The following is a 15,818-nucleotide window of genomic DNA, read 5'->3' on the forward strand; positions in this document are numbered from 1 at the left end:
CTTTCGCCATGGCTCTATTTTTACGGTTTTTCTTTACCCAGTCTTATATTCTCAATTTTTTCTTTCAGTTCCTCATCAAGAGAATCAAATAATCTGTTGGATGCAGTGTTTTTTTCTATATGCTCTTTTCTAAAGGCTTCCTTTGTATCCTCAAGGTCTTTTAAAAATTCTCTTGTCGATATAAGTATTGCACCCTTACCTCTTATAATAATCTGCTCTATTCCGTCCGAGGTGGCTACAGTGACATCATATTTTTTAATCATTTCATGGGTGGTCTTTTCGATATACTGGTCCGCTGTCTCTGCAGTCTTTGTATAAACTACATATACTCCTGCAAAGTTTTGTACCTCTGTAGGATGATTTACAAGTCTGTAAGCATCAAAAACCAATATTATTTCATAATCCTTATATGCCTTATAATCTATTAAAAGTTCAACAAGTCTGTCTCTTGCGGCATCAATATTTATCTGCGCAAGCTCATTTAATGCTTTTGAGGCAAATATAATATTATATCCGTCAACAAGTAAATAATGTTTCCTTTTTTCTCTTTCCTTATATACATATTCTTTTTCAGGCTGTTTTTTTACAGGTGCATCCCAATCCCCTATTCTTCTTGTAATCTTACCGTAAGTTCTTTCAAATATCGCCATCAACTCTTCACTGTCAGCCTTTGAGGCATCATAGGTAGAACGAACGGTTTCTATTTTTTCCTCTTCTTTTACAAGCTCAAACTTCTTTAAAGGCAGATGCATATAATTAAATACTTCACTCCATGGCACTATAAAGCTTTCTCCATGGGAACAAAATAACGAATCTGCTGTGTTTTTAGTATCAAACTCAGCCATATAAGAAACCTCGTTTATAATTTCACCAGTATTATGGCATGGCAAAAATCCCTTAAGCCCAAATGTGATTTGCCCAAGCCCCTTGGTATATGATAAAAGTGTGCTTCCATAGTTTTGTATATTTATTGTAGGTGCAAAGCCTTTTACAAAAACCGTATCACTTCCCTCATAGCTTATCTCCTCGGCATTCATATTATTAAGATCATTTAATAATCTTCCAAGGCAATTCATAGGAATATTTATCTCAAAATCATAATAAGGTTCCAAAAGAACGGATGTGGCATACATAAGTCCATGCCTTACGGCTCTGTTTACAGCCTCAAGGAAATCTCCACCCTCTGTATGCTTTTCATGCGCCCTGCCTGCCACCAATGTCAAAACAACATCCGTAAGCTCACTGCCCGTCAGTACACCTCTAAACTTTGAGTTTTCTATAATATTTTTCACCTGACTCTGATAGTTTTTTGGAAGCTCATCATCAGATACTTCATTTATAAATGTTATTCCGCTTCCTCTCTCGCCCTCAGAGATAAGTATATGTACCTCGGCATAATGCTTTAGCGGCTCAAAATGACCGACACCCTCTATATATCCTTTGATACTCTCCTTATAAATTATTCCGCCGTCCACAAAGTCGCAGCTTATACAAAGCCTTTCATTTATAAGACTTTTTATAAGGTCTATCTGCACTTCACCCATCAGATTTACTTTTATTCTCTCAAGTTCCTCATTATATTCCATTTTAATCTCGGGAATCTCATCAAATATCTGTAAAAGCTTTGGATATATCTGATATAAGCTTATTTCTTCCGGGAAAATCATATTATAGCTTAGTACAGGTAAAAGTTTTGTAACAGGTTTTTTGGTATCTCCAAAAGTATCTCCGGCTTGTGACTTTGACAGCCCTGTAACCGCAATAATATCTCCGGCAACCCCTTTATCCTTTGTAGAATATTTTTCACCGTCATAGAAGCGAATCTGATTTATCTTTTCATCTTTTAGAGTATCCTTTACATATATACTTCCGCCTGTCAATTTTATAAATGAAAGTCTGCTGCCGTTCTCATCATATTTTATCTTATATATGATGCCTGATAATTTATCATTATAAGTTTTTTCATGAAAATATTTTTTTATAAGCTCCAATATCTCTTCAATATTTATCAGCTTAAGTGCGGAACCGAAAACCACAGGGAAAGCCTTTAAAGTTTCAAAGCAAAAACTTATATCTTTTTTGCTTATCTCCTCTCCCTCTATAAACTTTTCTATAAGACTTTCATCACAGGATGCAACTTCCTCCTGAATATTTTTATTTATTTTTGAAAAATCAATAATATTATTTGAAAGTGATTTTTTCAGTCCTTCCAAAACCTTTTCTTTATCAAACTTATCACTGTCTATCTTATTAACAAATATAATAGTGGGTATATTTGCTTCCCTAATAAGTCTAAAAAGTGTATGTGAATGTGACTGTACCCCGTCACTGCCGCTTATTACAAGTATCGCAATATCAAGTATGGATAATGTTCTTTCCATCTCGGCACTAAAATCCACATGTCCCGGGGTATCTATGATATTGATATCTATATCTTCAAGCTTTGTCGCGGCAATCTTTGAAAATATAGTAATCCCCCTCTTCCTCTCATATTCATCATTGTCTAAAAAGCTGTCTCCGAAATCCACCCTGCCCATCTTTCTAAGTTTTCCGGTTTTATAAAGAATTGCTTCTATCAATGTGGTCTTTCCTGCATCTACATGTGCCAATACACCAATATTTATCATAATGTAATCCTATGTCAATGCGGCAAAGCTTAAAGGCAGGAATTTTTCCAAATCCTTTGGAGACATTTCCACCTGATAACCTATCTTGCCGGCACTGAATATTATATTTTCAAAATCCAAGGCTGTGGCATCAAGCACCGTAGTAAATCTTTTTTTCATTCCTATAGGAGAACAGCCTCCATGTATATACCCTGTAAGAGGCAGCAAATCCTTCATTTTAAGCATCTCTATAGACTTCTCACCTACAGACTTAGCCGCTTCCTTTAAATTAAGTTCCTTTGCCACAGGTATTACAAAGACGTAATTAGCTCCGGTCTTTCCCACCGTCACCAATGTTTTAAAAACTCTTCTCTCATCCTGACCTAAAAGGCTTGCCACCTCCACACCATTTGTTGCAGGAGTATCTATATAGGAATAGTGATTATATTTTATCTTTTTTTGGTCCAAAAGCCTCATTACATTTGTTTTCTCGTCCATATTTCTCTCTTTTCTATATCAATAAATATTCTGTCTTATGCTGAATATATTATAAACTGCTTTTAATATGCTTAAAAAAATCTCTCAGCTAAGCAATGACACAGCCTCATTGATATTTTTTACACCAATAAGCTTAATATTTCCTTTAAATGATATCTTTTCAAGGCTTACCTTTGGGAGTATACATACCTCAAAGCCCAGCTTCATAGCCTCTCTTATTCTTATTTCAGGCATACTTACAGCTCTGACCTCTCCTGAAAGTCCCACTTCTCCAAATATCACGGTTTTCTCATCTATTGCTTTATTTTTCATACTTGAAACAAGTGACATTATAATGGAAAGATCCAAAGCCGGCTCATTTATTCTAAGTCCGCCTGCTATATTTATATAGGCATCATATCTGCTCATAGCCAGAGCACATCTTTTTTCTATTACAGCCATAAGGAGATTTATTCTGTTTACATCAGTTCCTGTGGAAGTTCTCCTTGGAAGTCCGAATGCGGTAGGCACTACTAAAGCCTGTACTTCCAGTAAAATAGGTCTGGTTCCCTCCATCAAACAGGCAACCGCCGCACCTGTAGCATTATCAGGTCTGCCTGATAACATAAACTCTGAAGGGTTTTTTACCTCTATCAATCCTGCCTCCTGCATTTCAAAAACACCTATCTCATTTGTAGAACCGAATCTGTTTTTTACTGCACGAAGTATTCTATATGTGGCAAACCTGTCACCCTCAAAATAGAGCACCGTATCCACCATATGTTCCAGCACTCTGGGACCTGCCACCTGCCCTTCCTTGGTAACATGGCCTACAATAAATATAGCAATGTTGTTTTCCTTACCCACCTGCATAAGAAGATTGGTGGACTCTCTTACCTGACTTACGCTTCCCGGAGCCGATGCCACCTCTTCATTAAACATTGTCTGTATAGAGTCAATAACCACAACATCAGGCTTTTCACTCAGAACGGTTTCTTTGATCATATTCAAATTGGTTTCACATAGAAAACTTAAATTTCCCGTTATTTCACCGACTCTTTTTGCCCTCATTTTTATCTGCTTTAAGCTTTCCTCACCCGAAATATAGAGCACCGTTTTTTTATCATCTGAAATATTCTTACATACCTGCAGTAATAAAGTGGATTTTCCAATACCCGGATCTCCTCCGACTAAAACAAGTGAGCCTCTCACTACACCGCCGCCAAGAACTCTGTCAAGCTCTTCAAAGCCTGTTTTAAATCTGTCCTCTTCTTCCAATTGTATTTCAGATAATTTAGCGGGCTTCTTATATGTATTTGAAGATATTCCTCTGTTTGAAACCTTTGTACTTACCACAGGCTCTTCAACAAGACTGTTCCAAGCCTTGCACATAGGACATTGCCCCAACCATTTTGGAGACTCATACCCACATTCCCTACAAAAGAATGCACTTTTACTTGTTTTTGCCATAAAAACCTTTCCATATTAAAAAGGGCATATCCGGCTTACCGGTATGCCCATGCAATTACCTTTTTTTGATTAAAACCTTTGAACCCTTCTCACTTAGCTCAGCACTAAATATAAGCTTACCTGATAGATTTGTTTTCATGCCTCCGATACTTACATCATCGACATAAACCTCATATTCTGTATCCTCTTCCAGCCCAATAGTTATTTGAGTATCCCCAAAACCATATATATCAAAGGTAGTAAGATTTGGGGCGGTTTCAAATCCTATTACTGCACTACCCGGAACTGATTCATACACAAAGGCTGAATTTCTTTCAAGCTTTGTAATCTCCTTAAAAGTCTTTACCTTGTATACATCCCCCTCATGTGCGAAATCCTCGACTTTTGATTTTGCACTAAGAATATAATTTCCAAAACTAAGTTTACCATCTGCCTCATTGCAAATCAAACTCTCTACTACAGGCATATAAACCTCCTACCAAGCTATGTTTTTGTATGAATAGTATACAACATTTGGAAACTTCAAACAAGTATATTATTAAGAATTAATAAGGTGTATATGAGTTATTATATTAACTTTAATATTCATTTAACTCGATATTTTAATAAAATACAATATCGGGTTTTTTCTGAGTCTTATTTAATTTATCTCCCGGATGATATTCACTGTCTATAATATATGTGTCCCCAAAATAATACTCACCTTTCAGTTTTTTCGGTACTCTGACTTCTTCAAGCATATCATATTCACTGATAGCATAAGGATCTACATATTCTACATTTTCAGGCATTGTTATAGTTTTAAAAGCACAATTTATAAAGACATGATCTTGTATTTTCTTTAAATTTTCCGGTAATTCTATTTCTTCCAAAGATATACATTGTCCGAATGTCACCGGCTTTAATTCACTCAACCTACTACCTTCCTGAAAATACACCTCTTTTAAGTCGAAACAATTATAAAATACATACCCTCCCATTATCTCAACACTGTTAGGTATATATACCCCTTCTATAAAATCCCTGTCTTCAAAAGCCCCTGCCGCTATCATTCTTGTTCCGTCTCTAATTTTTATTCTTTTAGCACCTTTACCTGTGTATCCAAGAAGTATATCACCAACATATTTACAGCCATACTCATCAGACTCCATATCCAGCAGATAGTCAGTATTACTAAAACACCAACGCCCAATATTTTCTATATTCTTTGGCAAATTTATTTCAGATAAATGTATACATTCCATAAACGCATAATCACCTATATCCACTACAGTATCAGGTAAATCCACCTTTTTTAATCCCGAATACATAAATGCGGATTCCCCTATGCTCTTTACTCCCTCAGGTATACTTATTTCTTCCAAAGATGTACAAGATCTAAAGCTGTTATTTCCTATTCTTTCCAAGCTGTTCGGAAATTCGACCTGCTTTAAATTTTCATAATTATCAAATACACCGCCTGCAATTACTTTGGTTGAATCTTTAATCTTAATATACTCTTTTTCTTCCTTACTGTATATCAATACCTTTCCCATGTATGCACAACCGTATTCATCAATATCTGTTTTTTTAAGAATATCCGTTCCCGAGAAAGCATCTTCCCCCACAGCTTTTATCCCTTCCGGTATATCTATATCTGATAAGCTGCTGCAATTACTAAAGGCAAGTTCATCTATTTTTTCAAGGCTCTCCGGCAATTTTATCTTTTTAAGTTTCTCACAACCCTCAAAAGCACTTTTATTTATTTCAATTATATTTCCTAAAAAGGAAACCTCCTCTAAAGAATTACAATCTAAAAACGCCCCCGGATAAACAGCAGCCACAGCCTTGGGAATTTCTATACTCTTTAATGAATTGCAATTATTAAATGCATAAATATCTATTTTTTTAACAGTTTCCGGTATAATAATACTTTCCAGATTGGTACAATTATAAAATGCACTTTCACCTATGACTGTGACTCCTTCCGGTATAATAATACTTTCCAGATTGGTACAATTATAAAATGCTCTATCACCTATAGCTGTAACTCCTTCCGGTATAATAATACTTTCCAGATTAGTACAATTATAAAATGCACTTTCACCTATAGCTGTAACTCCTTTTGGTATTTCCACTTTTGTAATGCTGTCTTTTTTTTCCAAAAGACCGCTTTTTATATCCAGAAAAACACCATCTTTTATAAGCTGCTTACATTTTAAATTACTCAGAAAAAAAAATAATAATATGATAATTACTATACCCGTTATAGTAATTGCATATATTTTAGCGTTTTTATTTCCTTTAACCACAGCAATCCTCCCCTCTACTTTAGCTTTATCTAAGGTACATAAATTTAATAGTATATAACTTTAGGGTGTGCACCTCCAAAATCAATTATTTTTTTCACTATCTTAAAATCCTCTTTTATACTTACAGGTACTTCGATTTGCTTTAGGTTCTTACATGTATCTAAAGCAGAGCTGTCTATATACTTTATACTTTCCGGAAATCTTATTTCTTCCAGGCTTTCACAATGTGCAAAAGCAGCAAAATATACCTCTTCCAAGCTTGAAGGCAAAGTAATTTCTTTTAAATCAGTGCAATTCCAAAATACTCCCATACTTAATATTTTGATATCACAGCCTTCCTTAAATACAACTTTTTCAAGTGATTCACAGTCTTCAAAGGTTTTACCACCCAGATATTTCGTACTTTCAGGAATCTCTATTTCTTTAAGACTTTTACATTCTTTAAAAGCTTCCTCATAAATTATCTTAATATTGCTTCCTTCTTCGAATATACATTCCTTTAAATTTTGGCATCCGCTAAAAGCTTCCCTTTCTATGATTTCCACACTTTTTGGAATCTCTATTTTTTCTAATTTTAAAGAATTAAAAAATACATCACCACTTATGCTTTTTGTTCCTTCCCTGAGTTTAACATGGCTCTCTCCGTCTTCATATCCGAAGAGTATATTTTTAAAATATTTACATCCATATTCATCTTTTTCCAAATGCTCAAGCCAATATGTATTTTCAAATGCTCCTGTATCTATTATATCCGGAGTCTTTTCCATATCCACATTCGATAAATTTCTGCAATTGGCAAATGCCTCGCTTCCTATACTCTTTACACTTGCAGGTATATTCAGGCTTTCTATATTACATTCAAAAAATGCATTGCTTTCAATATATTCTAAATTCTTAGGCAGATTTATATTTTTAAGACTTTTACAGTTTACAAAAGCTCCGTTTCCTATAATGATAATACTTTCAGGTAATTCAACCGTATGTAAATCAGGCAAATCTGCACAGGCTTTACTTGCAATCACTCTTGTGCCCTCTCTTACCCTTATCTCACTGCCTTTATTCTCATATTTTATCAGAGCATCACCTATATATATGCCGTCCTCATCTTCCCACAGACCTCTCTCATAATACTTTGTACCTTCAAATGCACCTTCTCTGATATATTTTATACCCTTGGACATTTCTATATTTGAAAGGTTCTTACAATCTTTAAAAGCAAAGTCATTTATATCCTCCACAGAATCCGGAATTTTTATGCTCTGTATTTTCCCACAGCCCAAAAAAGCCTCACTGCCTATCTTTTCGAGCCCCTCATTCAACTCTATTTCCTTCAGTTCTCTACAAGTTGAAAATGCAGATTCGTCAATCTCCTTTACCCCAAGCGGAATACTTATTTTTTCCAAAGAGGTACAGTTTTTAAATACTGCAGCATTTATTTTCTCCAAACCTTCAGGTAATTCTATATTTTTTAAATTTGAGCATTCTAAAAATGCCCCTATACCTATACCTCTTACATTTCCTGGTATTTTAATATGCTCAAGTTTTCTACAGCCCATAAATGAAAGTTCTCCGATGCTTTCAAGTGTATCAGGCAATTCCACGGCTTCCAGATTTTCACAGCCTACAAGGGAATAGGCAGATATTGATTTAACCCCTGTAGGAACAGTCAGCTCTTTCATACTGAACTTGCTCTCAAATATTCCCTCCTCAACACCATAGAATATATTATCCTTTATAATCAGTTTTCTTTTTGCATGAGTAATTACATACAGTGCAATAAACACAATCAATAATATTAAAATAATCAGCCTGTTTTTTATTCCTTTGCTCATAAGCATATCTCCTTGATTTTAAATATACTATCTTTTCGTACTGCATTATAAATCACTGATAATCTTTGCATATTTTGGAAAATAAATCCCATATTCTTATATCTCTATCCTCATATATAATATTTTCTATGCCGTCTCTTTCATATATTATTTTCCCTTTAAAATCATAATTATCGCTTCCTATAAACTCGAGAGCATATATATAGTATGCACCATTATCCGTTTTTTTATACATATACTTTATAAGCTCATCCAAATCCTTTATTTCCTTAAACTCCTCCAGCCCTTCTTCCTCAGATATAGTTTTAGCCGGAGAGAAATTTCCATTACTGTCCTTTTTGCTTATTCGTATATGCTGCATATTGTCATTAAAAATATCTATATACTTCTGTGTGTTTTCATCTTCTATAATTGTATAATTATAAAGGCTGTATTTTTTTCCCTCGATATAGTCATAAATATCCTGCTCAACTATACGAGTCAAATTTTTACTCTTCTCAATTATCTTTTCATTTCCCCTATTATCATTACATTTCAAATCCGCTCTCAGAAGTTGTGCTAAAGTCGCTATAACCATGGATCTGCTTTCATGTTCATATGCTTTGTCCTTCCTTTTTTTCTCTGAAAACTCCTTGCATACTATCAGTACAAATATCAATGACAATACAGATGTTATTATTATTATCTTTTTTAGCTTATTTTTTAATGTTACCCCTGCCTCAGTTTCCATAATCACACCGCCTTAAAAATAAAATCAATCCGCAAAAACTTTACTCTTCCATCGCTTTATCTATATCTTCCAATGAACTTACCGGCAGTTTATTTTCCGTTTTTTTAAAGTATCCCCCTTCAAGCAGGTAAACCTTGTCTTTATAAATAATATATTCATTAAGAGTTCTGTATAATATATCTACCGGTCTTGTATAATCGATATAAATAGGATATGAATAATATTCTTTTAATTCCGACACATAAATATACTTATCTAAAAGCCAATATTCCAGTTCTGATTTCCCTCCTTCTCCAAAAACTACGATACTGCATCTGCATACCTTATCCTCTTTATCAATATACTTTGTTATTTCCCCGTCCCATTCCGTGCTAAGTTTATTAACTGTTTTTATATTTCCAAGCATGGACTGTGCTGAAAATTTACTATAGTATTCATCCACCTCATTTTTTATTTTTTTTGCATTTATACTGTCAATGTTTTTTAATCTTGCACATCCTGCTATGAATATACAAATAAATATAATTAACAATCTGTAATCTCTCTTCATATTCAAGTTCCTCACCGAAATCGCTATATTCAGTTGTAAATACAATCACATCGTAACTTCTTACTCTACTTTTCTTACCTATATGTTAATATATAAATAGAATATTTTCAAGTTTTAACATCAAATTATCTATATATATTCATTTAACTTTTAACTATTCACTTAATTTAAACAAAATCTAAGTATTAAATATTTTAGCCAATAAAAAAGATGATGCCGCATATCGCAGTATCACCTTTCGTTATATTTATTATTTGATATTGATATCACCTGTATCGCTTTTTAATACTATTCTGTTCTGTCCTTTTTTATTGGATGCCAAAAATTTTGAAGCTAAATCCTTCCTCTCATCCTTTATAATATTGGTGAAATCAAATTGATTTTTTATATCACCTAAGGCGGTTCTTGCCTCCACGGTAACATCACTGTCAGGTGCAAGTTCCAGGAATATATCCCCCACATCAGCCTTTAATGTATGTTCTCCCTTTTCACCTAAAGACGGTTTAAAATAAATTTCTCCATAGGAAGATTCAACTCTTGATGAATTTACCTTACCCGATATTTTAGAATCTCCGGCACTTATATCCACCTCCAGATAATCCACATCCATCTCGGATTCTATATCACCTAAATCCGAAATCAATTTTGCATTTGTAAATTTACCCTTTGCGTACATATCACCCATATTATTGTCAACAGTTATATCTTTAGTATAGCTCTCAGGTATCTTTATTTTCAGCCTTACATTATTACTTTGTAAAATATCAAGATTCAGTTTGAACATTCTTCCATACATTACATCAATTGTCAGTATCCCATTTGCTTTTTGTAATTCTACCTTGGCATCTTCATTTGCAGTATACTCTATGCTTACATCTTCTCCGGAGTATTTCTCAATATCTATTTCTCCAACTTCACATTTTACATCTATAATATCTATTCCCGTAATATCAATATTTTCCGTTATAACTTTCTTTTCTCCAAAATCATTATCATAATTTGGTGTACGGATTATATTTGGTGCTCTAAAGATCAATATAACTACACTTATTGCCGAACATATAAATATCAAAAACAATATAAGCGAAACAATAAGCCAATTATTGGAATTTTTTATTTTTTTCATGGATACCTCTCTTATAAAATATAGCTTTCTATTTACCCGCTCTTTTTACCATTTCAACATTTGCCTTAATATAAGCAATTGTTATCTTAAATATAAGCCTGCATATAAAAACGGTGAGAAGTATAAGCATTATCCCTAATGCCAAAGCACCTATTCCCGATATAAAGCATGCCAACCTTCCAAGTTCAAGAGTCAAATTAAAGGGTGTGCTTACATATGGCAGAATAAAAACAGGCTGTATCATTAAGATAATTCCCGCAATACTTATACCCAGGGCAATACCTCCAAGTCCCAAAACAATGCCTATAACACCGGCATAAATACCTATAACAAATGCTATATTAAAAAGTCCGAGTCCGATACCGGCAAGTATGGCTTTAAACATATTGTAGGGGCGGGGATTTGTCTCGGCTTTTTTTATAAAGCTGTCCGCCTTGTATGCATTTGCTATATGTACAGGATTGCCTAAGGCTTCGGATATTTCTTCTTCGGTTTTGTTCTTTTCCAAGCCGATTGTAAAATGTTCTTCATAATCATACATTATATCTTCCAACTCTTTTTCTTCAATACCGGCTAAATTGGCACGAAGTATAGCTAAAAACTCCTGTCTTTTCATTCTAATCTCCTTCTGTGATATTCAGATCAATTATATAATCAACCTGCTTTGAAAAATTATTCCACTCAGACTTAAGGCTTTCAAATCTTTCCCTGCCGGATGTGCTGATAGTATAATATTTTCTTGGCGGTCCCTCACTGGATTCTTTTAAATATGTTGTACAATACTGTTCTGTGATAAGCCTTCTAAGCAGGGGATATATCGTACCCTCAGATACCTCTATCGCCTGTGAAATGACCTCTACTATCTCATATCCGTAGCAATCTTTTTTACTTATAAGAGACAGTACGCACAGCTCCAATACCCCTTTTTTAAACTGTGTTACCATGGTATTTCCTTTCTAATAAAATCTTTGTTACTCTAGGAAATATTTACAGACTGAAAAATTCAGCCCATATCTTTTAAATGAAATTAAACTAAAATAAGTTTTGTAAAATAGCATAACTATTTATCTTTGATTATAATAACATACACTACTGTATATTGCAAGGTACTATGTGTTATTTATTTATTCCAACTAAAAAACTGCCACATACTCTAAAAGTATATGGCAGTATATGCGTCTTTATTATATAAGCTGATTACTGTTAATTGATTAGCCTGTAATCTTAGCAACATTGAGTCTGATTCCGGGACCCATTGTTGAAGTTAAAACTACGCTCTTAAGGTAAGCACCCTTAACTGTGCTTGGCTTAGCCTTATTGATAGCATCCATAATGCTCTGGAAGTTATCTAAAAGCTGCTGCTCACTGAATGAAGCCTTTCCTACAGGTACGTGAACGAGGTTTGTCTTATCAAGACGATACTCTACCTTACCTGCTTTGATGTCTGCGATAGCTTTTGTAACATCCATTGTAACAGTACCTGCCTTAGGGTTTGGCATAAGTCCCTTAGGTCCGAGTACCTTACCGAGGCGTCCTACAACGCCCATCATATCAGGTGTTGCAACGATAACATCAAAATCTAACCAGCCATCATTCTGGATTCTTGGAATAAGTTCCTCTGCTCCAACATAGTCAGCTCCGGCTGCCAAAGCCTCATCAGCCTTTGGTCCCTTTGCAAATACTAAGATTTTTACAGTCTTACCTGTTCCGTGTGGCAGAACTACCGCACCACGAATCTGCTGGTCTGCATGACGTCCGTCAAGACCTGTTCTTATATGTAATTCTATTGTTTCATCGAACTTAGCTACTGCTGTCTTCTTAATTAAAGCAACTGCCTCGCTTGCATCATACTGTACGCTACGATCAACTAATTTGGCAGCTTCAACATATCTTTTTCCGTGTTTCATGTATATTACCTCCTAAATTAGTCTTCTACTGTGATACCCATTGAACGGGCTGTACCTGCTATCATAGAGATAGCTGCGTCAATACTTGCTGCATTGAGGTCAGGCATCTTAAGCTCTGCAATCTCCTGGAGCTGTGCTCTTGTGATCTTAGCTACCTTTGTCTTATTAGGTACACCTGATCCTGAAGATATCTTACATGCCTTCTTAAGTAAAACTGCAGCCGGTGGAGTCTTAGTTATGAAACTAAAGCTTCTATCTGCATAAACTGTGATAACAACAGGGATAATCAAATCTCCCTGATCTGCTGTTCTTGCATTAAACTGCTTTGTAAACTCAACTATGTTTACACCATGCTGTCCGAGAGCCGGACCGACAGGTGGAGCCGGTGTTGCTTTACCTGCAGGTATCTGCAATTTTATATATCCTGTAACTTTCTTTGCCATTTGGCACCTCCTTGTGGTAATTTCGGGAATCTCCCTCCCACGCATTTAAATAAATGCATCTCTGTAATAAATACATTACATCTTCTTTACTTCTGTGAACTCAAGCTCTACTTTCGTCTCTCGTCCAAACATTTCTACATTGATAGAAACGGTCTTCCTTTTTTCGTTGACAGCGGTAATCACTCCCACGGTATCCTTCCATGCTCCACTGATAACTGTAACCATATCTCCCTCTTTGAGGTCAACATGCAACTTAGCCTCAGGCTTTGTGGAATCACCACTGTAGCCCAGTGCTACAAGTTCATCATTGGTGAGTGGTACCGGCTTGCTTCCCGGACCTACGAAACCTGTAACTCCTCTGGTATTTCTAACCACATACCATGTTTCATCATTCATATACATATGTATAAGAACATATCCGGGGAAAAGTTTTTTATCTGACGATTTTTCGACACCATTTTTTACTTCAAGTATAGTTTCCATAGGAACCGTAACTTCCAGTATCTGGTCTTGAAGCCCACGATTCTCAATTGTCTTTTCAATATCTACTTTTACTTTATTCTCATAGCCTGAATAAGTATGGGCTACGAACCATTGTGCCTCTGCCATATTATCACCTATTTGATTACAAAGTTTAATAGTATTTTGAAGATAAAGTCAAGTATTGATATTATAATACCCAGAACTATAGATGATGAAATAACAGCAATAGTCTGCTTTACTATATCATCCTTGTTTGGCCATACTATCTTTTTAAACTCTGCCTTTATACCATTCAAAAAGTCAGATATCTTTCCGCTTTTTCCTTCAGCCATAATTACTCCTATTTTGTTTCTTTATGCACTGTATGAGTTCTACAGAACTTACAATACTTTTTAATTTCCATACGATCAGGATGATTTTTCTTATCCTTGGTCGTATTATAGTTTCGCTGCTTGCACTCTGTACAAGCAAGTGTTATCTTTGTACGCACAATCTCCACCTCCATTGTTCGAATTAGACTTGAAAATCCAAAAAAAAAGGACTTTGCATCCTTTAATCCTCAATATTCTACCATATACAACTATAACCGTCAAGATATATTACCTAAGCTGTAACTATTTTTTCGGACTTTTTTCGGATAAAGTTTTAATCTCCGCCCTCATCCATATTAGAATTGATGTTAAAATTGGATTTAGATTCATACATATTTTTCTTGACAAAATATCTTTTGATTCTACAATTATATTGAAAATAAAATATGTTCTATGGAGGACTTTATGGAAAAGCTAAAATTATTCCTTAAAAGAAAAGATATTGTTATTTCAGCAAAGCGCTATGGGATAGATGCCCTTGGTGCTATGGCTCAGGGACTTTTTTGTTCCCTTCTTATAGGTACTATTATCAATACAATCGGTAAGCAATTTCAAATTGCTTTTCTTACATCTACCGTTGCTACTATTGCAGGTGTTGAATATACTGTCGGTTCTCTTGCAAGTGCTATGAGCGGACCTGCAATGGCTGTTGCCATAGGATATGCACTTAATACCCCGCCCCTTGTACTGTTCTCCCTTATCACAGTCGGTTTTGCATCAAATGCACTGGGAGGTGCAGGCGGCCCTCTTGCTGTACTATTTGTAGCTATCATAGCCTCTGAAGTCGGTAAGATGGTTTCAAAGGAGACCAAGGTGGACATCCTTATTACACCTCTTGTAACCATATCTGTGGGAATATTCCTTTCGGCAATACTTGCTCCGACACTGGGTAAGGCAGCCATGAAGCTTGGAACTGTAATTATGTGGGCAACAAGCCTTCAACCGTTCCTTATGGGTATACTTGTATCTCTTTTGGTAGGAGTCGCACTTACCCTTCCAATATCATCTGCCGCCATCTGTGCGGCACTGGGACTTACAGGTCTTGCAGGCGGTGCGGCACTTGCGGGATGTTGTGCGCAGATGGTCGGATTTGCCATTATATCATTCCCCGAAAACAAATGGGGTGGTCTTATATCACAGGGAATCGGAACATCCATGCTCCAAATGGGCAATATTGTAAAGAATCCCCGCATTTGGATAGCACCATGTATTACATCCATGATCACAGGACCTGTTGCGACCTGCATATTCAAATTACAAATGAACGGTGCGGCAGTATCATCAGGTATGGGTACCTGCGGACTTGTAGGACAGATCGGAGTATATACAGGTTGGGTAAGCGATATAACAAACGGAAGCAAAGCAGCCATTACATCATTTGATTGGCTTGGGCTTATAATGATATCATTTATTTTGCCGGCAATTATCACACCTGTTATCCATATGTTTGTAAGAAAGATGGGACTTGTAAAGGACGGAGATTTAAAGCTTTAATAAAATATAAGGGGTTGTCACTTTAAGAATACAATAAT

Annotated in this window: 17 protein-coding genes; 1 reads left to right on the forward strand and 16 read right to left on the reverse strand. The window is 35.4% G+C overall.

Annotation, left to right across the window (positions count from 1 at the left end; translation table 11 throughout):
* Positions 1-20: 20 nt before the first annotated feature.
* The 16 genes from J4O15_RS09100 to rpmG all read right to left on the reverse strand — a co-directional run bounded on the left by J4O15_RS09100 (position 21) and on the right by rpmG (position 14,420).
* Positions 21-2,627, reverse strand: coding sequence for a translation factor GTPase family protein (locus tag J4O15_RS09100; protein WP_208100530.1), 2,607 nt, complete (start codon positions 2,625-2,627; stop codon positions 21-23).
* A gap of 9 nt (positions 2,628-2,636) precedes the next feature.
* Positions 2,637-3,104, reverse strand: a complete 468-nt coding sequence (ybaK, locus tag J4O15_RS09105; protein WP_009218304.1) for a Cys-tRNA(Pro) deacylase — start codon at positions 3,102-3,104, stop codon at positions 2,637-2,639.
* An 84-nt stretch (positions 3,105-3,188) separates the two neighbouring features.
* On the reverse strand, positions 3,189-4,553 hold the full coding sequence (gene radA / locus J4O15_RS09110) for a DNA repair protein RadA (protein ID WP_208100531.1): 1,365 nt from the start codon (positions 4,551-4,553) through the stop codon (positions 3,189-3,191).
* Positions 4,554-4,608: 55 nt separating this feature from the next.
* Positions 4,609-5,019, reverse strand: coding sequence for a hypothetical protein (locus tag J4O15_RS09115; RefSeq protein ID WP_009218302.1), 411 nt, complete (start codon positions 5,017-5,019; stop codon positions 4,609-4,611).
* Between the two features lie 136 nt (positions 5,020-5,155).
* The gene (locus J4O15_RS09120; RefSeq protein ID WP_208100532.1) at positions 5,156-6,844 is read right to left on the reverse strand and encodes a leucine-rich repeat domain-containing protein; all 1,689 of its coding nucleotides are present in this window, start codon (positions 6,842-6,844) and stop codon (positions 5,156-5,158) included.
* 44 nt (positions 6,845-6,888) lie between these two features.
* Positions 6,889-8,676: a leucine-rich repeat domain-containing protein gene (locus tag J4O15_RS09125; RefSeq protein ID WP_208100533.1), complete on the reverse strand. Its 1,788-nt coding sequence runs from the start codon at positions 8,674-8,676 to the stop codon at positions 6,889-6,891.
* 52 nt (positions 8,677-8,728) lie between these two features.
* Positions 8,729-9,406, reverse strand: a complete 678-nt coding sequence (locus tag J4O15_RS09130) for a hypothetical protein (RefSeq protein WP_208100534.1) — start codon at positions 9,404-9,406, stop codon at positions 8,729-8,731.
* A 40-nt stretch (positions 9,407-9,446) separates the two neighbouring features.
* Positions 9,447-9,956, reverse strand: coding sequence for a hypothetical protein (locus J4O15_RS09135; RefSeq protein WP_208100535.1), 510 nt, complete (start codon positions 9,954-9,956; stop codon positions 9,447-9,449).
* Positions 9,957-10,206: 250 nt separating this feature from the next.
* Entirely contained in the window at positions 10,207-11,082 is an 876-nt protein-coding gene (locus tag J4O15_RS09140; RefSeq protein ID WP_208100536.1) for a DUF4097 family beta strand repeat-containing protein, read from the reverse strand.
* A 28-nt stretch (positions 11,083-11,110) separates the two neighbouring features.
* Positions 11,111-11,698: an HAAS signaling domain-containing protein gene (locus J4O15_RS09145; RefSeq protein WP_009218295.1), complete on the reverse strand. Its 588-nt coding sequence runs from the start codon at positions 11,696-11,698 to the stop codon at positions 11,111-11,113.
* Between the two features lies 1 nt (position 11,699).
* Positions 11,700-12,026 carry a PadR family transcriptional regulator gene (locus J4O15_RS09150; RefSeq protein ID WP_208100537.1) on the reverse strand — a complete coding sequence of 109 codons (327 nt, stop codon included), beginning with the start codon at positions 12,024-12,026 and terminating at the stop codon, positions 11,700-11,702.
* A 267-nt stretch (positions 12,027-12,293) separates the two neighbouring features.
* Positions 12,294-12,989 (reverse strand): 50S ribosomal protein L1, encoded by a 696-nt coding sequence (gene rplA / locus J4O15_RS09155; protein ID WP_009218293.1) that lies wholly within the window; start codon positions 12,987-12,989, stop codon positions 12,294-12,296.
* Positions 12,990-13,006: 17 nt separating this feature from the next.
* A complete protein-coding gene (gene rplK / locus J4O15_RS09160) occupies positions 13,007-13,432 on the reverse strand; it encodes a 50S ribosomal protein L11 (protein ID WP_009218292.1) in 426 nt (141 codons plus the stop codon).
* 75 nt (positions 13,433-13,507) lie between these two features.
* Entirely contained in the window at positions 13,508-14,041 is a 534-nt protein-coding gene (nusG, locus tag J4O15_RS09165; RefSeq protein WP_009218291.1) for a transcription termination/antitermination protein NusG, read from the reverse strand.
* Positions 14,042-14,049: 8 nt separating this feature from the next.
* A complete protein-coding gene (gene secE, locus J4O15_RS09170) occupies positions 14,050-14,247 on the reverse strand; it encodes a preprotein translocase subunit SecE (protein ID WP_009218290.1) in 198 nt (65 codons plus the stop codon).
* 8 nt (positions 14,248-14,255) lie between these two features.
* Complete coding sequence (rpmG, locus tag J4O15_RS09175; RefSeq protein WP_083810492.1) at positions 14,256-14,420, reverse strand: 50S ribosomal protein L33; 165 nt, start codon at positions 14,418-14,420, stop codon at positions 14,256-14,258.
* 271 nt (positions 14,421-14,691) lie between these two features.
* Between rpmG and J4O15_RS09180 the strand changes: the two genes are divergently transcribed.
* Positions 14,692-15,780, forward strand: coding sequence for a PTS transporter subunit IIC (locus tag J4O15_RS09180; RefSeq protein ID WP_208100538.1), 1,089 nt, complete (start codon positions 14,692-14,694; stop codon positions 15,778-15,780).
* Positions 15,781-15,818 lie beyond the last annotated feature (38 nt).

It is taken from the genome of Lachnoanaerobaculum sp. Marseille-Q4761 (assembly GCF_017565785.1).
In the GTDB taxonomy this organism is placed as follows: domain Bacteria; phylum Bacillota; class Clostridia; order Lachnospirales; family Lachnospiraceae; genus Lachnoanaerobaculum.